Below are 20,536 nucleotides of genomic sequence, written 5' to 3' on the forward strand. Positions count from 1 at the left end.
AGAATAGAGGAAGTTCCGTGCAGAGTTTCACAGGAGTAGGGGTCAGCCCCGGACGAATCGTAGGATCCGTCCGGCAGATGCCCAAAGCCGTGAGCGAGCCGCCAGCAGGAGAACAGCTGGCCTCGTCGACGACGGCAGAGGATGCCGCCGTCACACTGCGCGCAGCCGCGAAGGCGGTGCAGGCCGAGCTCAAGCAGCGCTCGGTCAGCGCCACCGGAGCGGGTAAGTCGGTTCTCGAGGCCACGGCACTGATGGCCGCGGACCCCATGCTCATCAAGGGCGCCGTGAAGTTGATCAACACCGGCACCTCCGCTGAGCGGGCGATCTGGGAGTCCGCGGCATCCGTGGCCGAAATGCTGCACAACCTCGGCGGCTACATGGCCGAGCGGGCCACGGACGTCCTCGACGTGCGCTCCCGGATCGTCGCGGAACTGCGTGGGGTGCCCGCACCGGGCATCCCCGCCTCCGACGAACCATTCATCCTCGTCGCCGACGACCTGGCGCCGGCCGACACGGCCACGCTGAACCCGGCCGTCGTGCTGGCCTTGGTCACCTCCGGCGGCGGACCGCAGTCGCACACCGCGATCATCGCCCGCGCCCTCGGCCTGCCGGCCGTCGTCGCCGCGGTCGGTGTGGAAGCCATCGCTGACGGCACCCAGGTCTACGTCGACGGCGCCGCCGGCAGCATCAGCGTCGACCCCGACGCCGACCAGCTCGAGGCCGCCACGGCTTGGGCCGCCAACGCCGCCACCCTCGCGGTGTTCTCCGGCGAGGGCGTCATGGCCGACGGTCACCTCGTGCCGCTGCTTGCCAACGTTGGCGGGGCAGCGGATGCCGTCAAGGCCGCCGCCGCCGGCGCCCAGGGCGTTGGCCTGCTGCGCACCGAGTTCTGCTTCCTCGACCGCGACGAAGAACCCACCCTCGACGAGCAGGTCACCGCGTACCGCGGCGTCTTCGACGCGTTCCCCGGCAAGAAGGTCGTCGTACGCACGCTCGACGCCGGCGCCGACAAGCCGCTCCCCTTCCTCACCGACGCATCCGAGCCGAACCCGGCTCTCGGCGTGCGCGGCTACCGCACCGACTTCACCTCGCCCGGCGTGCTCAAGCGCCAGCTGGCCGCCGTGGCGACCGCCGCAGAGGGCACCGAAGCGGATGTCTGGGTCATGGCCCCGATGATCTCCACCGCCGAAGAGGCCGCAGACTTCGCCCGCATGTGCGGCGAGGCCGGGCTCAAGAACCCGGGTGTCATGGTCGAGGTTCCCTCCGCCGCGTTGACGGCCGAGACCATCCTCGGCGAGGTGAACTTCGCGAGCCTCGGCACCAACGACCTCACCCAGTACGCCATGGCCGCCGACCGCCAGCTCGGCCCGCTCGCCGCGCTGAACACGCCGTGGCAGCCCGCCGTGCTGCGCCTGATCCAGCTCACCGTGGCCGGCTCCGTCGCCGAGGGCAACAACAAGCCCGTCGGTGTCTGCGGCGAGGCCGCGGCCGACCCTGCTCTGGCCGTGGTGCTCGTCGGCCTGGGCGTGAACACCCTGTCGATGACCGCTCGCGCCCTCGCCGCTGTCGCTGCAGTGCTGGCGAAGGTCACCGTCGAAGAGGCCCAGCGCCTCGCCGGCATCGCCCTGGCTGCCCCGAGCGCCCTCGAGGCGCGTGCCCGGGTTCGCGCCGAGCTGCCCATTCTCGACGAACTGGGGCTCTAAGCCCCACGCGTCAACCGCGCGATGTGCTGCCGCCTCATGGCGTGTGCACATCGCGCGGGCAATACAGTTGTAATCCGTACAGTTTCAGGAGGAACCATGTCAGAACGTACCGCCACCATCGCCAGCCGCGTCGGCCTGCACGCCCGTCCCGCAGCGATCTTCGCTGAGGCCGTCGGCGCACTGCCGATCGAGGTCACCATCGCGCTCGAGGGCGACCCGGCCGACGACGCCATGGACGCGTCGAGCATCCTGTCGCTCATGAGCCTGGGTGCCGCAAACGGCCAGGTCGTCGTGCTGCGCGCAGAGGGCGACGGAGCGGATGAGGCCCTCGAAGGCCTCGTCAAGATCCTCGAGACTGACCTCGACGCCGAGTAGAACCCGCGTCACCGAAAACAGCTCGCTCGCCTCCGGCGGGCGGGCTGTTTTCACATGTGCTGCCAGGTGCGCCGTGATTTAGGCAGATACCCAGTTACGCGCCGCCGGCCCCGGCTATCGTTTCCCCTATCCTCAACGACGAGCGAATAGGACCTGCCTCATGACCGATCTGCAGAATGACCCCGCGCCGGCCTCTGGACCAGACGCACACAGCATCCAGGACTGGACCGACCTGGGCAAGGAAATGTGGTCGTACCTGACCGGTAAGAGTGCCGTCATCGACTACAGCTTCATCGACATGACGGTCGAGGTTCCCCGCGATATCGGGCCAGACGCGCCACGGGCAATCTGGAAGCTCAATGGCACCCTGAGGGTGACCACGAGCGAGAATCCGGCCGACTAGACCCATGGGCAGCACCCGGCTCGATATCGATCTGGTCTTCTCGATCGACCCGGCCGACGGTGAACCGGCCGAGGACCAGGCCCACGGCACCATCCGTGCGAACGGCCTGGAGATCGAGGTGTTCCTCAGCGATCCCGAACGATTCGTGCGTGCTCGGATGTCGTCGCTGCCGGCCCTCCGCACCCTCGCCGCCGATCTGGCCGAACGCGGACTCGTGGTCTCGGTGAGCGGGCCCGACGGGGTGATCGCGCGGATGGGCGCCGTGCAGGCGCCGCTTGCCCAGCGTCTGGTCACGAAGTCTCCGCACCTCGTAGTGGGCAGCACCGCCGCGGTAAGCCCGTTGCTGCGGCGCTGGCGGCAGCCCGCCGCACCGGAGCGGACACTGCCGCTGCCTCCCCCGACCCCGTTCCCGCTGGTGCCCACCCTGGCCCGGCGCATCCGGCGGCGTGTCACAACCACGCACTACGCCCCCGGAGCCGGCCGGCCGCGCCTGATCTTCGTGGTGGGGTCGGAGTACTGGAATGGCCAGCCGCCGCGGGAATTCGACCTTTTGCCCGGCGTGACCCGGATCGGCAGCGCTGAAGACGCAGACCTGCGTCTGGAGGGGCTGGACGCGTTGCACGCCGAGATCCGGCACGACGAGAACGACGAGTATCTCCTCGTGGCACTCGGCCCAGTGGGCGGCGGTGCCCGGACGGATGACCCGTCGTCGGGCCAGATTCTGCGCACCGGCGCCCGCCTCGAGATGGGTAGCTGGCGCATGGGGTTCTTCCGGGAGGAATACGCCGACCACGGCCGGCCGTTCGGTGGCCGACTCGGCGGGGAGCTCTCGGTACAGAAACCGCAGCCGCCCCGGGACCGGACTACCCGGCGACCTCCGCCGTGACCGGCAGTTCTTCGCGTTCGAGGGGCCTGCCCGTCAGCCGCAGGCTGGCGAGAAGCCCCACAACCAGGAACCCGGCGGCCGCGTACGCCGAGTAGCGGGTGCCTTCGCTGAATGCCTCGCGGGCCGCGTCGGCCACTGCCGGGCTCTGGGCATCCAGCGACGGGATGGCTGCTCCCGCGCTGTCGACGACGACATCGACGATCTGCGCGCTCGTCGCCGCCGGCACCTCGAGTTCGGCGAGCCTGGCGTCCAGGGACAGCCCGACCGAGGTGAACAGCACGGTGCCGAGCACGGCGATGCCCAGCGCCGAGCCGATCTGCCTGGCCGTGCTCGAGGTTCCGGAGCCTTGGCCGCTCTGGTCGACCGGCACGTCGCCGAGCACGACGCCGGTGAGTTGGGCCGTGGCCAGGCCGACGCCCATGCCGTAGACGAACAGGAACGGCACGATCGACAGCCACGTCGCATCCACCGTGATGACGGTGCCGAGGCCCGCCACCCCGAGGATCTCGGCGACGATGCCCACCCGCACGATGGTGAGCGGCGAGACCCGGTTGCCCAAGGCCCCAGCGACGCCGCTGGCCACGAACGATCCGATGGCCAGGGCCAGCAGTACGAACCCGGTCTGCAGGGCGTCGTAGCCGAGCACGTTCTGCAGCCAGAGCGGCAGTGAGAGGATGATGCCGAATTCGCCGAGCGACACGATCAGCGCGGCGATGTTGCCGTTGCGGAACGACGGGATGCGGAAGAGCGAGAACGCCAGCAGGGTGGATTTGCCCTGCCGTTGCCGTCGGAGGCCCCACCGGATGAAGGCGGTGCCTGACACCAGGGTGACGAGGAAGGCAACCGGGATGATCGACAGGTTGAACGGCCAGGTCCAATCGCCCAGGGTCGGTGCCGTCTCGGTGAGCCACCAGCCGTACGTGCGGCCCTCGATGAGGCCGAACACCAGGGTGGCGCTGGTGATCACCGAGAGAACCGCGCCGACACCGTCGATCCGGCGTGGTTCGCCGGCGTCGCGCGATTCGGATACGAAGACCAGGATCCCGGCAACGATGAGGATGCCCAGCGGCACGTTGATGCCGAACGCCCAGCGCCAGGAGAAGTAGGTGGTGAGCCAACCGCCCAGCAGCGGGCCGACGGCGACCATACCGCCGATCGTGGAGCCCCAGATGGCGAAGGCGATGCCGCGGTCCCGACCGCGGAAGGTGGCGTTGATCAGCGACAGGGTGGTGGGCAGCACCATGGCGCCGCCGATGCCCTGCACCAGCCTGGCGGCGATGAGCAGGTCGCCGGTCTGGGCCATCGCGGCCAGCACCGACGCCAGGGCGAAGATCACTACTCCGGTGAGAAGGATGCGCCGGCGCCCGTAGCGGTCGGCGAGGGTGCCGAAGACCAGCAGGAGGGCGGCGAATACGAGGGTGTAGCTCTCCTGCACCCACTGCACCTGGGTGGAGGTGATGTCGAGGTCGTCGATGATCGAGGGGATCGCGACGTTGACGATGGTGGAATCGACGATGATCAGCGCGACGGCGATGCTGATGAAGACCAGGCCCAACCAGCGGCGGCGTGCCCCGGTCATGCGGTGGCCGATGCGGTGGTGTTCAGCCGGCGCGGCGCGCGGATGCGGAGGAACAGCGTGACGACGAGCACCACGACGACCGCCACGATCGCGGTGATCGCGGTGGGAGTGGAGAGCAGGTCGCCGGTGAGCCTCGCGAACGCCACCCAGCCAAGGCCCCAACAGAGGGCGAGGGTGGGGGTGAGCCTGCCGCGGCCGACCACGGCCAGGAGCACGCCGACGAGCCCGGCCACCGCGATGATCAGGACACCCCAGGCATCGGCGGCCAGGCCGAACCCGTCGAAGCCGGCGGCGACGAGGGCTGCCGTGATGTTGGCGGCGGTGGCCACGCAGACCCAACCGAGGTAGAGGCCCATGGTGCCGTCGACCAGAACGGTCTCCAGCAGGGACCGCGGGCGGGTGTCAAGGATGATGAGGAACGCCCAGACCAGCACGGCCAGAAGCAGGACTATCACCGGAACGCTCAGCCAGAGCAGGTCGAACTGCACGCTGAGGATCCAGGCCGCGTTCAGCAGCAGCGAGGCGGCCACTGGGTAGCCGAGGCGGCGCTGGCGGGGGTCGGTCTTCTGCCTCGGCAGGAACTGCCAGATGGCGTAGAGCACCAGCCCGGCGTAGATCGGCGTCCAGATGGCGAAGGCCGGTCCGCCCGGGGCGATCGGAGTGGCATCGGCGGCCAGCGCTCCCCCGGAGGCGTTCTGGATGGGCGTGCCGCCCGCGGCGCCCGAGCCGATGAACGATCCGACGAGGGCGAGGATCGCACTGATCAGGACGGTGCTCTGGCGGAGCAGATCGCGAGATGTGGACATGGGGTTCTCCTCCGTCGCGGCGAATTGGTCAGCTAGCTGACTAACCCACGGTAGCAGTACATTGAGGGGGTGACCACTCCCGATGCCATGGCCCAGTGGCCGAACGGTCGACTGCTTTCCACGGCTGCCCGGCTGGTGGAGCATGCCTGGGTCGAAGCCCTCGCTTCCCTCGGCCTCACCCATGCCGGCCTGATTGTGTTGCACCTGCTCGGCGACGGAGCCCGCAGTCAGACCGAACTGGCCCGGCAGGCACGGGTGCAGACTCAGACCATGTCGCGCACCCTGGACAGGCTGGAGCGGGAGGGTCTGGTGGCACGCATCCGGGACGAGCGCGACGCCCGGCGCCACCTGGTGACCCGCACCGACGCGGGCACCGCCGCGTGGCAACAGGCCCGCACCCTCGAGGCCGACGTGTTTCCCCCGCTCGAGAACGCCGACGAGCTGCGCGCAGCCCTGCTGCAGATCATCACAGCGTCCTCGGCGGAGCGCTGGTAATCCGGCTCGCTCTGTCCCTGCTGGCTCAGAGCCCGCCGACGAGTCGCTTGAGCTGCTGCACCGATCGGGCGGTGTCGTCGAGGACAACGGGGACCGTGGCGTCGCTGCGCTCGGCCCGGGCGACGAGCATGCCGTAGACCAGGGTATTCTCACCGCTTTCGTGGGCCGCCTCCGCGGCCTGGCCGAGCTCCTCGATGTAGAGCAGCCTGTCGTGCCGGTCGCCGAGCCGCTTCACCAGCGGTTTGGCCGCCCGGGCGACGTGCGCGTAGCGCCGACGGAGCTTCGCGAATCGGGCGGCAGTGTGGGCGCGCTTCGCGGCCGTTTTCTTCGCTGCCGTCCTGGCCGACTTCTTGGCGGCCGACTTCTTTGTGGGTGGCTTCGTCGCCGTCGCCTCGGCCACGGGGTCGGCTGACGCCACGGCGGCAGCGGCGTAGCGCAGCCGTCGGGCGGCCTTGCGCACCTCGTGCAACGCCGGCTCCGGCTCATCCGCGTCGGACACCGTGGCGGTGAGCTGCTCCAGCGCGGCGACGGCCCTGCCGAGGTCCCGCTTGATCTCGGCGGCGGCGGGACGGTCCGCCTTCGGGGTGATCGGCGGCCAGGCCGTGAAGCTCTCGAGGGCATCAAGAAGCCGGTAGTAACGCGTACTCAGGAGATACTCGCGCACCGCTGCGAGGCCCTCCGCGTAGTCCCGGCGGGCTCCACCGACGAGCCGGGTTCGCGCATCCTCGGTGGGGTATTCGGCGACGCCGGCGAGTTCTTCGACCAACCGGGCGGCGCGCACTTCGGCGTCGCGGGCTCGGCCCAGCTCGACTCCGAGGTGCTTGAGCTCGAAGCGCAGCTCCTTCACCGGGGCCTTTTCAAACAATCTCGCGTAGACCGCGAGGACGCTGCGCAGGCGGCGCACCGTGGTGCGCATGTGATGGATCGCGTCCGGGGCATCCGCTCGCGCCCGGGGATCGGCGTCGACGAGGGTCGCGGTCAGGTCGCGGAGCGCTCCGACAACGACGGCACCAGCGGAGTCCGGCTGCTGCAGGGCGGGGGCGGGGAGCAGTCCCGGCAGCACCTCGGCGCCGTCGAGCTCGGTCAGGGACTCCACGCCCACGGCACGAGCGATCTTGGCCGCACTCGTGGACGGGGTGGCTCCGGCGGTGAGCAACACCTGTTCGACGGAATCGAGCAGTCTGGTGCGCTTCTTGCGGGTGTCGGGGGCGCCATCCAGAAGCTCGAGCTCCCATTCGCGCCACTTGCGGTACGTTCCACCGCGCACATCGGAGGCGGAGACGAGGTCGTCGGCGATCTCGGCGAGGGCGTGGCCATCGGTGTCGGTGAGTCGCACCGTGGTGCGCACAGTGCTGACCCGGGCCAGCGGGGTGAGCGGCCGGTCGCGCACAATCGCGCGCACCGGCTCAAGCACCTCGGCGGGGATGTGTTCAGAACCGTCAGCGTCGCCGATGTCCAGTGGCCAGTGCACCTCCGTGCGCCCCTCGACAGCCGGCATCTTGAGGTGCCAGCCGGCATCGCCGCCACCCTCACGGCGGCGCAGAACGATGCGGTGGCGGGCCAGGTCATGATCGGCAGTGTCGTAGTACACGGCCGTGAGCACACAAGGCACCTCGGCCGGGTCGGCGGTGATGCCGTCGAGCCCCTGCAGCGACGGAACGGGCCGCAGCCCCTCGACGTCGTACTTACGCTCGATCTCGGTCTGCTCTCGCCCTGTCATGTGTCCTGTCTACTCCCTCGGCTGGGTCTGGAGAACAAAGACCACGCCGTGATCGTGCAGTTCGATGCTCAGGCGGTCGAGGCTGGACACAACGAGGTCGGCGTCCAGCTCGTCGGCCGAATGAGTGCCGACAACGCCGATCGTTGCGCAGCCGGCTGCGCGACCCGCGGCGAGTCCGGCGGGAGCGTCTTCGACGACCACGCACTGGCGGGCGTCGAGGCCGAGCCTGTCGGCGGCCTCGAGGAACGGGTCGGGCGCCGGCTTTCCCTTGACGGTGTCTTCGACGGTCACCACCGTGGCCGGGGCCGTGAATCCGGCGGATGCGAGACGGGTGTGGCACAGCTCCCGAGGACAGGACGTCACGATCGCTCGGCGTTCTTCGGGGATGACGGCCATCAGCTCAGCAGCTCCGGGCAGGATGGTGATGTCGTCGGTGTCGCTGAGTTCGAGCTCATTGACCCGGGCGAACGACGTCTCGACCTGGTGAGCCGGGACCAGATCGGCGATCATTTCGCGGCCCGGACGGCCATGCTGCACGCCGGCGAAGAGCGCACCAAGACCCATTTCGTCGGCCCACTGCTGCCAGGACCGGTTCACGGCCTTGGTCGAGTCGACCAGGGTGCCGTCCATGTCGAAAAGTACGCCCTGAAAGACCCGTCCGAGCACGGCGTGCGCCTCACTCTCGGCAGCAGGCTCCGGAACCGCCTGCAAAATGCTCTGGAGATCGGCCTCGATATCAGCGCCGGCCATCCTTTCGCCGATGGTGCCGGCCGAGTTTTCGGAGGTCGTCATGGTGATTCCATTTTCCGAAGCACCTTCGTGGTCACAGTCATGCTTCTCCTTCGACCCTAACGAAGGCCGGTTGGCGGGCGGTAATTGCACGCGTGCCGACAGGCTCACGCGACCGGCGGACCCTCGGGCGGTGGCTACTCGTCCTGTCGTCGGGTCTTCGGGTCGTGGGCGCGGTGTTGGGGTGGTTTTCGCCAGGTGGCGGTGGGGTCGATCCAGCGTGGGGCTTTGACTTCGGGCATGCCCAGGACCATGCGGATGTGCCATCCGGAGGTGTCGATGTTGTGGTGGTGATACCAACACAGCAAAACCCCGTTCGAGACGTTGGTGGGGCCGCCGTTTTGCCACGGTGTCACGTGGTGGACTTCGGTCCATTGCGGTGGGCAGGTGCAGCCCGGGATGATGCAGCCGCCGTCTCGGGCGGTGATCGCTTTGCGTTGCAGCGGGGTGAAGCAGCGGACTTTGTCGCCGAGGGCGAGGACGGCGCCGGTGCCGCCGAAGAAGATCGGCCGGAAGCCGCCGTTGTCGACCATCTGGTTGATCGTTTTCATCGAGACGGGGCCCTCGACGCCGTCGATCCAACCGACCCCGACCCCGTTGATCAGGTCGGTTGCGTTCACGTGCACCATCACCGTCGGCGGCATCCCGCCCATGGTCGGGGTGCGGGGGTCTTGGGCGACCTGGACGAGGATGCCGCGGAGAATATCGGCGCGTTTCTGACCGCCGTCGCGTTCATCGAGGATCTCGCCGGGAACGAGTTCGCCGGCCTCGATGCGCTTTTGTTCGTCCGCGGACGGGAACGCGGGTGCGCTGCGCGCGGACTGGAACGTGTTGAACAGGTTCTGCATGATGCCCTTGAGCTCCGGGGTCACCCCACCGCGCAGCGGGTGCAGGCCTTGGCTGAGTTTGCCGAACGAGAACGTGGATTTGGCTTCGAGGATCTCCGCGGTGGGCGCGGCACCGTCCGGGTTCAACACCGCCTGCCACGTCGCCGCCATCTCCCGAATCCGGTCCGCCGGGAAGGTGAACCCCGCCGACGCACCCAGACGCCGGACCGGCCCCGCGCAGACGGCGTCGTCGGCTGTGTCGCCGGGTCCGGGGGTGCGGGCGAACACGGACCCGGTCGCGGACTCCACCAGCGCGGCCTCACCACCGTCAACGTTGGCCTGGTCTGCGTCGAAGCGGCCGTGCACCTTGTAGTCGGCCAAACCCTTCACGATGTTCTCCGCCGCATCAAGACCGATCTCCCCGGCCGCCAAGGCTGCGGCCACGAACGGGAACTCGGGCTCCAGCACCAGGCCGCCCAACATCCGCGGTGCGACCTTCTCACCCAGGGCCACCCGCCGTTTCATCTCCGGACCCGACATGCCCGTCAACCGAATCAGCAAATCCGTGGGGTGCGAGGCGCCCAACCGCCACGCCAACGACTCGGAACCCAACCCCGTACGAGACCGGTAACCCACCACGGTCGCCGTGGCCACCCGGGCCGCATCCACCGGCCGACCGGTCCGCTCGACCATCTGCGTCAACGCGACCACCTCCGGGTCACTCAACGCGTTCACGTCGATGGAGTCCATCACCGCCATCACCGTCCGCGCCGCGTCATCCAACGCCTGGAGCTTCTGACCGAAAGCGCCGGTATGCGCGCCCTGCACCCCGGGCAGCTCGGCCGGGTCTCTCCACTCAGGCCGTGGCTTAGAGCGGCCCCGACTGGCCCGGCCGGCCCGGCTCGAGCCCGTCGCGGGGCCGGCCGCAGTGTCGCCTGCAGCGGCGGCCTTCGTGTCGGAGGTGCCGCTCAAGCTGTGGGCATCCGGTGCCGTGAGGGGATCTGGACCGGACAGGCCGGTGTTCCAGTCGTGCAGGTTCGACCCGGTGGGAGTCGTTCCCGTCGGTGCGGTGGAGCCACTATCCAGCTCGTCGTCCATACCCCCATTCTCTCACGAATCGCACCTATATGCGAGGAAACGTCAGCAAATTCCGGAACGGATATCGAAAACATTTCCGCACTGCAGAGGATGACTCGCGGGGTCCCGACAGGCTCGACCGACGGGACGGGCGCGTTGCCGAGAACGGGTTGCGGGGTCTCGACGGGGTCGCCCGACGGGATGGGCGCCCTGTCGAGGACGGGTTGCGAGGGTCTCGACAAGCTCGACCGACGGGATAGGCGCGTTGTCGGGGACGGGGTGCGGGGCTGGTCCGACGAGGCCAGCACGGCGTCGAAGGCGGTTCAGGGCACCCCCCGAACAGCAATCCCGCGCGCGCGGCGGCTGCTGCGGAGTTCCACGGGACATGGTCGGACGAGATGGCTACGCTGAGTTCATGAACCTTCCTCCCGTCGCCGCCCGGAAGCCCACGCGGCGTATCCACCACAACGATGTGTTCGTCGACAATTACGAGTGGATGCGCGACAAGGACGCCCCGGAGGTCATCGCGCACCTCACTGCCGAGAACGCATACACGGATGCCCGCACCAGCCATCTTGAGCTGCTGCAGGAGCAGATCTTCGAAGAGATCAAGGACCGCACCCAGGAGACCGACCTCAGCGTTCCGGTGCGCCGTGGGCAGTGGTGGCACTACACCCGCTCGGTGGAGGGACAGGAATACGGCATCCACTGCCGCGCGCCCATCTCGGGTCCGGATGACTGGACTCCCCCGGTCATCGAACCGGCGACCGGCACCGACTCGACCGGCACCGACTCGACCGGCGCACACGCGGGCGACACCGCCCCCGGCCTGCCCGGCGAGCAGGTGCTGCTTGACGACAACGCCGAGGCCGCGGGCCACGACTTCTACTCCCTCGGCAGCTTCGACGTGAGCGACGACGGCAGCACCCTGCTCTACGCCGTCGATATCGAGGGCGACGAGCGCTATACGGTGCGGATACGCACCATCGCCACGGGCGAGAACCTGGCCGACGAAATCCCGAACACCAGCGCCGGCGCGCTCTTCGACCCGAGCGGCCGATACGTGTTCTACACGACCGTCGATGACGCCTGGCGCCCCGATACGGTCTGGCGCCACGAGGTCGGCACCTCCGTCGAGGCTGACGTGACGGTGTTCACCGAGCCCGACGAGCGTTTCTGGGTGGGCGTCGGCCGTTCGCGCAGCAACCGATACCTCATGATCGAGGCCGGCTCCAGCGTCACCAGCGAGACCTTCCTTCTTGACGCCGCCGACCCCACCGGCGAGTTCACGGTGGTCTGGCCGCGGCGCGACAACGTGGAGTACGACGTGGAGCACGCCGTCATCGACGGCGAAGACCGCCTGCTGATCGTGCACAACCACAACGCCGTGAACTTCGAGCTCGTCAGCGTGCCGGCCGCCGATCCGAAGGACCCGGGCCGGGTGGTGCTGCCGCACAGCGAGCGCATCCGCCTGGAAAGCGTCGACGCGTTCCGCGACTTCGTGGTGGTCGAATACCGCAAAGACGGCCTCACCCGGGTGGCCTACGCCACCAAACGCGGCGGCGGCCTCACCGAGATCACCTTTGACGAGGAACTCTTCTCGGTGGGCACCGGCGGCAACCCCGAATGGAACCAGCCGACTATCCGTCTGGGCTACACAAGCTTTGTGACCCCTTCGACGGTCTACGACTACGTGGTCGCCACCGGCGAGCTGCGCCTGCTCAAGCAGCAGCCGGTGCTCGGCCACTACGACCCGACCCTGTTCGAACAGCGCCGCGAATGGGCCGTTGCCGCCGACGGCACCCGGGTACCCATCTCCATCGTCTACCGTTCCGACCTCGTCGAGCCCGGCGTCCCGGCCCCCACCCTGCTCTACGGCTACGGCTCCTACGAGATCAGCATCGACCCGTCCTTCAGCATCTCCAGGCTCAGCCTGCTTGACCGCGGCATGATCTTCGCGGTCGCCCACGTGCGCGGCGGCGGCGAGCTCGGCCGGCTCTGGTACGAAAACGGCAAGACCCACCAGAAGCGCAACTCGTTCACCGACTTCGTCGCCTGCGCCGAGCACCTCATCGACTGCGGCTACACCTCGCCGGACAAGCTCGTCGCCGAGGGCCGCAGCGCCGGCGGACTACTGATGGGCGCCGTGGCGAACATGGCGCCGTCACTGTTCTCCGGCATCCTCGCCGGGGTGCCGTTCGTCGATCCGCTCACCTCGATCCTCGACCCGAGCCTGCCGCTCACCGTGATCGAGTGGGACGAGTGGGGCGACCCGCTGCACGACGCCGAGGTGTACGCCTACATGAAGACCTACTCACCGCTGGAGAACGTGCACCAGACGCACTACCCGCGGATCCTCGCCGTCACCAGCCTCAACGACACCCGGGTGCTCTACGTGGAGCCGGCCAAGTGGGTGGCGAGACTCCGCGAGGTGGGGGCGGATGCGCTGCTGAAGACCGAGATGTCGGCCGGCCACGGCGGCGTCTCGGGTCGCTACGCCGGCTGGCGCGAGCGGGCCTTCGACTACGCCTGGCTGATTGACGCGGCCGGGGCGCATCCGTCTGGTGAGGGCGAATTCGCCTCCCTCAGCGGCGCAGACGGCGGTACTGCATAGCCTGCCGATGGCCGAATGGGGGGAACCTGGTCGGCGACGGTGTGTGACCCAGTAAAGTGAGCAGGTCGCGGCAGTGTGTCCGCAAGGTACTTGGTCTCGGAGGGGGGACTCGACAGTGACGTCTGTGTCGGCCATCCCGCGTCCTCGACCGCGGCTGTCGCGTGCCGATTACGTCGTGTTCGGTGGCATCGGCGTGGTGCTGCTCGTCAACCTCATCGGCTTGGTTTTCCACGGCGTCGGGTTCAACCCGCTCGTTGACGGCTGGTTGGCCGTGCTCAGCAACTGGGCAGCCGTGGTTCTGGTCTGGCTGGCCGTCAACCGGGTACGCCTCACCCGGCCCGACATCCTCCTCGCCGCGGCAGCGGTGACCGCACTGGCCGTGGGTGACACCGCGTACAGGCTGCTGCCCGACGATGCCGGCGCCGAACTCATACCCTCGCTCGCGGACACCTGCTATCTGATGTTCTACGTCTTCATGGTGGGCGTGCTCGCCGTGATCGCCCACCGTGGGTTGCGTGCGCAGGGCTGGCCGGTGCTCCTTGACAGCGCCGTCGGCGCGTTGGGCGCCGCCTCGGTGCTCGCCGTGCTGCTCTCCCCCGCCCTGGAAACCGGCGGCCCGTTTTCGGTGACCGTCTTCCTCAGCATGGCGTTCCCGGTGCTGGACCTGCTGCTCATCGCGGCCCTCGCCGGCGTCGCTGCGATCCCGGGCCGGGTGTTAGGTCGCTCCGGGCTACTGCTGACCGCCGGTCTGCTGCTCTTCGCGGGGGCCGACACCGTCTACGCCGGGCAGGCGCAGGTCGAGTCGGTGCTCATCGGATCGGCCCTTACCGGCGTATGGGCGATCGGCTTCGCTCTCATCACAGCGTGGGTGCTCGCCGCGGTGCGCCGCCGTACCGTGCCGGAGCACTCGTCGATCACCGCCGTCGCCGACGGCACCGTCTACACCGCCACCTCGGTGGCGGCCCCGATGTCGGCCACGGCCGCCGCCCTGACCGTGCTGCTGCTGGCCAGCCAGACCCACGTCTCGGTGCTGGCCGTCGGCCTCGCCGGCGGCACTCTGGCACTGGCTGCGATCCCGCTGGCCTTCAGGCAGCGCCAGCTGCACTCGCTCTCGCGTACCGACGACCTGACCGGCCTGCCCAACCGCCGCGCCCTGGCGGTGGATGTCGCCGCCCGGCTGCGCGACATCGACGCCCGGCCGAGCGCCCTGCTGGTGCTGGACCTGGACAGGTTCAAGGAGGTGAACGACAGCCTCGGCCACGAAGCGGGCGACCAGCTGCTCGGCCGGATCGGCGCCCGGCTGTCCGACGCCCTCCAGGCCGGTGATCTGCTCGCCAGGCTCGGCGGCGACGAATTCGCTGTTCACCTGCACCACGCCGACCGCAAACGCGCCACGGCCATGGCTCGCCGGTTACGCCTGGTGACCGCACGGCCCATCGTCATCGGCGGCCTCAGCCTCGAGGTCGGGCTGAGCATCGGCATCGCTCTGGCACCTGAGCACGGTTCAGACCTGAGCGGGCTGATGCGCAAGGCCGACATGGCCATGTACACGGCGAAGTCCAGCCGGGTAGGCCAGCACGTCTACTCCCCCGGCGACGACAGCAACGACGAGGCCCGCCTGCGCACCCTGCACGAACTGCGCATCGCGCTGGCCGAGAACCAGCTCGTGCTGCACTACCAACCCAAGGTGCACCTGGCCACCGACACCGTGCCGGGCGTCGAGGCACTGGTGCGCTGGAACCACCCCACGCGGGGACTGTTGTACCCCGCCGCGTTCCTGGATGTGGCCGAAAACGGTGGCCTGATGCGCACCCTCACCCGGGTGGTCCTCGAACTCGCCCTCGACCAGGCCATGCTCTGGCAGGCCCAGGGGCGCACGGTGACAGTGGCCGTGAACCTGTCGTCGCGGTCGCTGGCCGACTACCAGCTCGCCGGGGTGGTCACCTCGATGCTCACCGACCGGGGGCTGCCCGGCTCCGCCCTCATGCTCGAGGTCACCGAGGAATTCCTGCTGGTGGACCGCGACCGCGCCCGCAACATCCTGCTGCGCCTGCGGAACGCCGGCGTACTGATCGCCGTCGACGACTTCGGCACCGGCTACAGCTCGCTCGCCTACCTGCGGGACTTGCCGATCGACGAACTCAAGCTCGACCAGTCCTTCGTCATCCCGATGCTCGACGACGACAGGGCGTCGGCGTTGGTCGCATCCTCGATCCACCTCGGCCACAGCCTGGGCATGCGCATCGTGGCCGAGGGCGTGGAGACCGCGGAGGTGCTCCAGCAACTGGAACGCTTCGGCTGTGACGTGGCCCAGGGCTATCAGCTGTCCCGCCCGATTCCCGCGGCGGAGCTGGAACGCTGGCTCGACGCTCGCACGGCGCTGCCTGCCGGGATGCGGGCCATCCGGTAGCCGGCCGCTGCGGGTGTGCCCGGCGCGCGAGTGGGAATAGAGTGACCCCGAGCGAAGGAGCACACCATGCAGATCGACAGGGTCGAACTGGAACCGCGCACCCTGCTGGGGGTACACGAGAACGTGAAGATGGCTGACCTCACCGAGTACTTCGGGCGGGCCTTCGAGGTGTCCGCCGCGGCCATGGCCGCCCAGGGGCTGACGCCCGCCGGGCCGCCGCTGGCGCTGTATCACGGCATGCCCACCGACACCGTCGACGTCACGGCGGGCTTCCCCATCGCCGGGCCCGCCCACGGCACGGCCGATGTCGTCGTGACCGAGCTGCCGGCCGGATCAGCCATCGCGAGCGTCTACACGGGGCCGTACGACGGGATGACCCGCACCTACGACGAGATCGCCGCCTGGCTGCGGGAGCAGAACCTCACCCCCGGCATGGACATGTGGGAGGAATACCTCAGCGATCCCGAGACGAATCCCGACCCCGCGACCTGGCAGACCCGGATCGTTTTTCCGCTGACCTGAGCGGATGCCCCGGCCCGGCTGTCGGCGGGTGCGTGAGACCATTGAGCCATGCCGCCCACCCCGCCGTCGCCAGGCGCCGCCGACTGGAAGTCGGCCGTTGAGGCCCTGACCGGCCCGGCCGCGGCGGAGCCGACCCTGCCGCCCGTCACCGAGCCCGGCGACGGCGCCCGCACGGCCATGGGCCTGCTCTTCGAGTTGCGCGAGCAGACCCCGCGCAGCAACGACCGCTGGCGCGGGGCCACCGCCGTGCGTGCCTCGGCCGGCCGGGCCAGGACCGGCGCCATCCGGCTCGGCGTGCGTCCGGTCCTCCGCAGCGACTCCGGCAAGTGGGTGAAGTCCACGATCACCTGGAGCAACGTGGGCTACCAGCTCAATCGGCAGAACCTCAACGTGGCGCAGCACCGCTGGTTCTGCCAGTTCGTGCCGCTGCACAGGGTCGACCGGCCGGTCTACAACGGCCAGGACACCGAGTGGCTCTACCTCGACGAGTTCGAGAGCCCCCTGCTCTGGCACCTGCTCGCCGAGGCCCAGCGGCTCGGCATCGGCCTGACCGGCAGCCACAAGGACGCCGCCGTGACGGTGGCCGCCACGGCGAGTGTGCTGCTCGATGCGGTGCAGACTACTGAGGCCCTCACCCTCTCCCCCGTGCTCAGCATCGACGGGCACCGGCATCCGGTCGGCGACGCCGGCGCGCTCGGCGACCACGGCGTCTACGCGTACAGGCTCGGCGCCGACCCCGCCATCGTGCTGGCCCCGAGCCTCGAGCCGCTCAGCGCCGAACAGCGCCGGCTCCTCGGCGGCACCGGCGACCGGGCCCCGGTCCGGCCCGGCCTGGTGGTGCCGGCCGGCGAGGTCGACGAGTTCTTGCGCGAGTATTACCCCACCCTGCGCCGCAGCCTGCCGATCGTCAGCACGGATGCCTCCATCGAGTTCCCGCCGCCGCCCCCGCCGGTGCTCGTGCACACCGTGAGCTTCGAGCCGAAGCAGGCGGTGCGGCTGGATTGGCAGTGGCAGGGCGACCGCGACGAGCAGGCCGAGACCGAGGTGCTGGACCGGGTGACGACCGCCGTGCCCGAACTGTCGGCGCCGGCCGATCCTGACGCACCAACCGTGACCCTCAAGGGCCTCCCCGCCGCTGAGTACACCGACCGAACCCTGCCCAGGCTCGAGACGATCGCGGGGGTGCGAGTGCAGCTGGTGGGCGACAAGCCGGACTACCGCGAGCTCACCGGAGCCCCGCAGCTGATCGTGACGACGGTGGAGACCGAGAAGCGCGACTGGTTCGACCTCGGCGTGATCGTGCGGATCGACGGCCGCAGCATCCCGTTCAACCCGATCTTCACGGCGCTCGCGAAGGGGCGCAAAAAACTGCTCCTGGTGGACAACAGTTACCTCTCGCTCACCCAGCCGGTGTTCGACAGGCTGCGGGAGCTCATCGAGGAGGCCAGGGCGCTGTCGGAATGGGAAACCGGGCTGCGCATCAATCGGCACCAGGCCAGCCTGTGGTCGGACTTCGAGGACCTCGCCGACGAGACCGAGCAAGCCGTGTCATGGCGGGCCGCTGTGGGCGGGCTGCTTGCCCTCGACCGCGGTGCCGCGGATGCCGCGGCCCTGCCCAGGGCCACGCCGCTGCCGGCCGGGCTGACCGCCACCTTGCGCCCGTACCAGCTGGCCGGATTCGAGTGGCTGGTCTTCCTCTGGGAGCACGGCCTGGGCGGCATCCTTGCCGACGACATGGGGCTGGGCAAGACCCTGCAGGTGCTGGCGCTGCTCAGCCACGCCGTGCAGACCCCGGCCGACGAGCCTGCGGAGACTGCGGAGCCCCGCCGGCCGTTCCTGGTCGTGGCGCCCACCTCCGTGGTCTCCAACTGGCTCGCCGAAGCGGCCCGGTTCACGCCGGGCCTCCGCGTGCGCTCGGTGACCAGCACCCAGGCCACCAGCGGCCGCAGCCTGGCCGACCAGGCCGAGGGCGTCGACGTTCTCGTCACCTCCTACGCGCTGCTCCGCCTCGACTTCGACGCCTACCAGGCGCACGGTTGGTCGGGGCTGATCCTCGACGAGGCCCAGTTCGTGAAGAACCGCACCTCTCAGCTGCACCGCGCGGCCCGCGATCTGAACGTGCCCTTCAAGCTGGCCGTCACCGGCACACCCCTGGAGAACAACCTGCTCGAACTCTGGGCGCAGTTCGCCATCGTGGCGCCGGGCCTGTTCCCCTCGGCCCGCCGCTTCACCGAGGAGTACCTGCGCCCGGCCGAACGCAAAGTGCGCTCCCAGCGCGAGCTGATCGACCGGCTGCGGCGGCGCATCCGCCCGCTGATGCTGCGGCGCACCAAGGATGTCGTGGCCAGGGACCTGCCGGCCAAGCAGGAACAGGTGCTGCGCATCGACCTCGACCCCGAACACCGCGAGATCTACGACACCTTCCTGCAGCGGGAGCGGCAGAAGCTGCTGGGACTGATGGACGACCTCGAGGCCAACCGGTTCATCGTGTTCCGCTCGATCACCCTGCTCCGGATGCTGAGCCTGGATGCCTCGCTGGTCGACGACCAGTACGCCGGAGTGCCCTCAAGCAAGCTCGACGCGCTGTTCGAGCAGCTCGACGAGGTGATCGCCGAGGGGCACCGGGCCCTGATCTTCAGCCAGTTCACCTCTTACCTCGCCCTGGCGGCCGCCCGTCTGGACGCCCGCGGGGTGCGGTACAGCTACCTCGACGGATCGACCGCCGACCGGCCCGGCGTCATCGACCAGTTCAAGGCCGGGGACGCACCGGTGTTCCTGATCAGCCTCAAGGCCGGCGGCTTCGGTCTGAACCTCACCGAGGCCGACTACGTGTTCCTGCTCGACCCCTGGTGGAACCCGGCCAGCGAGAACCAGGCCATCGACCGCACCCACCGCATCGGCCAGACCCGCAACGTGATGGTCTACCGGCTGGTGGCCGCCGACACCATCGAGGAGAAGGTGATGGCGCTCAAGGAGTTCAAGGCCAAGCTGGTCGAGGCGGTCCTCGACGACGACGCGGTCTTCGCACAGTCCCTCACCCCCGAAGACATCCGGGGCTTACTCGAATAGGGTCCTCGGGGTTACTTGACGAGGGCGAAGCCGCCGGTCCAGCCGATGGAGGAGCCGGCCGCGAGGGTCAGCTGCAGGAAGCCAAGGGCTTCGAGCTCACGGGCGCGCTTGAGGGCGCCGGCGTCGAGGGCGAGTACACCACCGGCGATCAGCAGGGCGATCAGGGCGTCCTTGGCGGATGCGTCGTCGCCGGCGACGAGCACCGTGGTGGGGGCGACGCCGTTGACACCATTTGTGGCCAGGGTGGCGGCGAAGGTGGTGTTGAAGGCCTTGAGCACCCGGGCGCCGGGAACGGTCTCGGCGATCACCTGCGCGGCCGAGCCATCCGCCGGCACGACGAGCGAGTCGAAGGTGGCGAAGTCCAGCGGGTTGCTGATGTCGACCAGGATCTTGCCGTCCAGCTGGCCGGCGTACTGTGCCAGCACCCCGGCGACCGCCGGGTACGGCAGGGCCAGAACGATGATCTCACCGGTGAGGGCATCACCGGCGACTCCCGACGTGACGGATTCGCCGGCCAGAGCCGCCGCCGCCGCGGTCTTCTCGGCGTCCTGTGCCAGTAGCTGCACCGAAGCGCCGCCCTTCGCCGCGATCGTCGCGATGGCGGTTCCCATGTTGCCGGCTCCGATGATGCTGATGCTCGTCATGACATACTCCCTCTCGCCTTGCGGCGGATAATTAGTTGTTGGTACAAGTAACGTATCGGCTTTTAGTTGTCGCGTCAACCAAAGCGGGACCTGCTTGATAAGCTATCCCCATGGACACGAACGAAACGCCCGCCGTGCAGGGACTCAACCAGGCCCAGCTGCACGCCTGGCTGCGCTTCGTTGCGGTGGTGGAGCTGGTGCCCGGGCTGCTCGACTCCCAGTTGCAGCGCGACTCCGACCTGAGCCACTTCGAGTACTACGTGCTCGCGATGCTCTCCGAAGCGCCCGACCACACCCTGCGGATGACCGGGCTTTCCTCGATGACCAATTCCAGCCTGCCCCGGCTCTCGCACGTGGTGCGCCGGCTCGAAGACCGTGGCCTGGTCAAGCGCACACCGTGTCCGAGCGACCGGCGCGCGACGAACGCCAGTCTCACCGAGGAGGGCTGGGCCGTCGTGCAGGCCGCGGCGCCCGGGCACGTGCGCACGGTGCGGGAGAACGTGATCGACCCGCTCACCGACGAGCAGGTGGCGCAGCTGGACGCGATCTCGAACCAGCTGCTGATGAAGCTCGACCCCACCAACCGTCTCAACCCCGGGGCCCCGAAGGGAGTCTGA

At 69.1% G+C, this 20,536-nt stretch carries 16 protein-coding genes; 10 read left to right on the forward strand and 6 right to left on the reverse strand.

The genetic code is table 11. From position 1 onward, the window contains the following. Positions 1–17: 17 nt before the first annotated feature. The 4 genes from ptsP to C3B61_RS16795 all read left to right on the forward strand — a co-directional run bounded on the left by ptsP (position 18) and on the right by C3B61_RS16795 (position 3,367). A complete protein-coding gene (gene ptsP, locus C3B61_RS16780; protein ID WP_103461645.1) occupies positions 18–1,703 on the forward strand; it encodes a phosphoenolpyruvate--protein phosphotransferase in 1,686 nt (561 codons plus the stop codon). A gap of 96 nt (positions 1,704–1,799) precedes the next feature. After that, complete coding sequence (locus tag C3B61_RS16785; RefSeq protein ID WP_088456803.1) at positions 1,800–2,078, forward strand: HPr family phosphocarrier protein; 279 nt, start codon at positions 1,800–1,802, stop codon at positions 2,076–2,078. 160 nt (positions 2,079–2,238) lie between these two features. Beyond that, positions 2,239–2,481, forward strand: a complete 243-nt coding sequence (locus tag C3B61_RS16790; protein ID WP_088456804.1) for a hypothetical protein — start codon at positions 2,239–2,241, stop codon at positions 2,479–2,481. A 4-nt stretch (positions 2,482–2,485) separates the two neighbouring features. Further along, a complete protein-coding gene (locus tag C3B61_RS16795) occupies positions 2,486–3,367 on the forward strand; it encodes an FHA domain-containing protein (RefSeq protein ID WP_103461646.1) in 882 nt (293 codons plus the stop codon). Here C3B61_RS16795 and C3B61_RS16800 read toward each other — a convergent pair. Continuing rightward, a complete protein-coding gene (locus tag C3B61_RS16800; RefSeq protein ID WP_103461647.1) occupies positions 3,345–4,946 on the reverse strand; it encodes an MFS transporter in 1,602 nt (533 codons plus the stop codon). The two genes, C3B61_RS16795 and C3B61_RS16800, sit on opposite strands and share 23 nt — an antisense overlap. After that, positions 4,943–5,752, reverse strand: a complete 810-nt coding sequence (locus tag C3B61_RS16805) for a tryptophan-rich sensory protein (RefSeq protein WP_103461648.1) — start codon at positions 5,750–5,752, stop codon at positions 4,943–4,945. Before C3B61_RS16805 ends, C3B61_RS16800 begins: the two co-directional genes overlap by 4 nt. 69 nt (positions 5,753–5,821) lie before the next feature. Here C3B61_RS16805 and C3B61_RS16810 point away from each other — a divergent pair, with 69 nt between their 5' ends. Next, positions 5,822–6,247 (forward strand): MarR family winged helix-turn-helix transcriptional regulator, encoded by a 426-nt coding sequence (locus C3B61_RS16810; protein ID WP_240632234.1) that lies wholly within the window; start codon positions 5,822–5,824, stop codon positions 6,245–6,247. A gap of 25 nt (positions 6,248–6,272) precedes the next feature. On the opposite strand, the gene C3B61_RS16815 is transcribed toward C3B61_RS16810, so the two are convergent. The 3 genes from C3B61_RS16815 to C3B61_RS16825 form a co-directional block, all read right to left on the reverse strand. Then, positions 6,273–7,967: a CYTH and CHAD domain-containing protein gene (locus tag C3B61_RS16815; RefSeq protein ID WP_103461649.1), complete on the reverse strand. Its 1,695-nt coding sequence runs from the start codon at positions 7,965–7,967 to the stop codon at positions 6,273–6,275. Positions 7,968–7,976: 9 nt separating this feature from the next. Further along, a complete protein-coding gene (locus C3B61_RS16820) occupies positions 7,977–8,759 on the reverse strand; it encodes an HAD-IA family hydrolase (RefSeq protein WP_205748675.1) in 783 nt (260 codons plus the stop codon). Between the two features lie 134 nt (positions 8,760–8,893). After that, on the reverse strand, positions 8,894–10,681 hold the full coding sequence (locus tag C3B61_RS16825) for an HNH endonuclease signature motif containing protein (RefSeq protein ID WP_103461650.1): 1,788 nt from the start codon (positions 10,679–10,681) through the stop codon (positions 8,894–8,896). 394 nt (positions 10,682–11,075) lie between these two features. Between C3B61_RS16825 and C3B61_RS16830 the strand changes: the two genes are divergently transcribed. From C3B61_RS16830 to C3B61_RS16845, 4 genes are all read left to right on the forward strand, one after another. Beyond that, a complete protein-coding gene (locus C3B61_RS16830; protein ID WP_103461865.1) occupies positions 11,076–13,274 on the forward strand; it encodes a S9 family peptidase in 2,199 nt (732 codons plus the stop codon). A 115-nt stretch (positions 13,275–13,389) separates the two neighbouring features. After that, positions 13,390–15,684: a putative bifunctional diguanylate cyclase/phosphodiesterase gene (locus tag C3B61_RS16835; protein ID WP_133160346.1), complete on the forward strand. Its 2,295-nt coding sequence runs from the start codon at positions 13,390–13,392 to the stop codon at positions 15,682–15,684. Positions 15,685–15,750: 66 nt separating this feature from the next. Beyond that, on the forward strand, positions 15,751–16,206 hold the full coding sequence (locus tag C3B61_RS16840; protein ID WP_103461652.1) for a GyrI-like domain-containing protein: 456 nt from the start codon (positions 15,751–15,753) through the stop codon (positions 16,204–16,206). Positions 16,207–16,254: 48 nt separating this feature from the next. Continuing rightward, complete coding sequence (locus C3B61_RS16845) at positions 16,255–19,275, forward strand: SNF2-related protein (RefSeq protein WP_103461653.1); 3,021 nt, start codon at positions 16,255–16,257, stop codon at positions 19,273–19,275. 11 nt (positions 19,276–19,286) lie between these two features. Here C3B61_RS16845 and C3B61_RS16850 read toward each other — a convergent pair whose 3' ends face one another. Then, a complete protein-coding gene (locus C3B61_RS16850; protein WP_103461654.1) occupies positions 19,287–19,919 on the reverse strand; it encodes an NADPH-dependent F420 reductase in 633 nt (210 codons plus the stop codon). A 110-nt stretch (positions 19,920–20,029) separates the two neighbouring features. Between C3B61_RS16850 and C3B61_RS16855 the strand changes: the two genes are divergently transcribed. Next, a complete protein-coding gene (locus C3B61_RS16855; RefSeq protein ID WP_103461655.1) occupies positions 20,030–20,536 on the forward strand; it encodes a MarR family winged helix-turn-helix transcriptional regulator in 507 nt (168 codons plus the stop codon).

Source organism: Cryobacterium zongtaii, assembly GCF_002909375.1.
Classification (GTDB): Bacteria; Actinomycetota; Actinomycetes; order Actinomycetales; family Microbacteriaceae; genus Cryobacterium; species Cryobacterium zongtaii.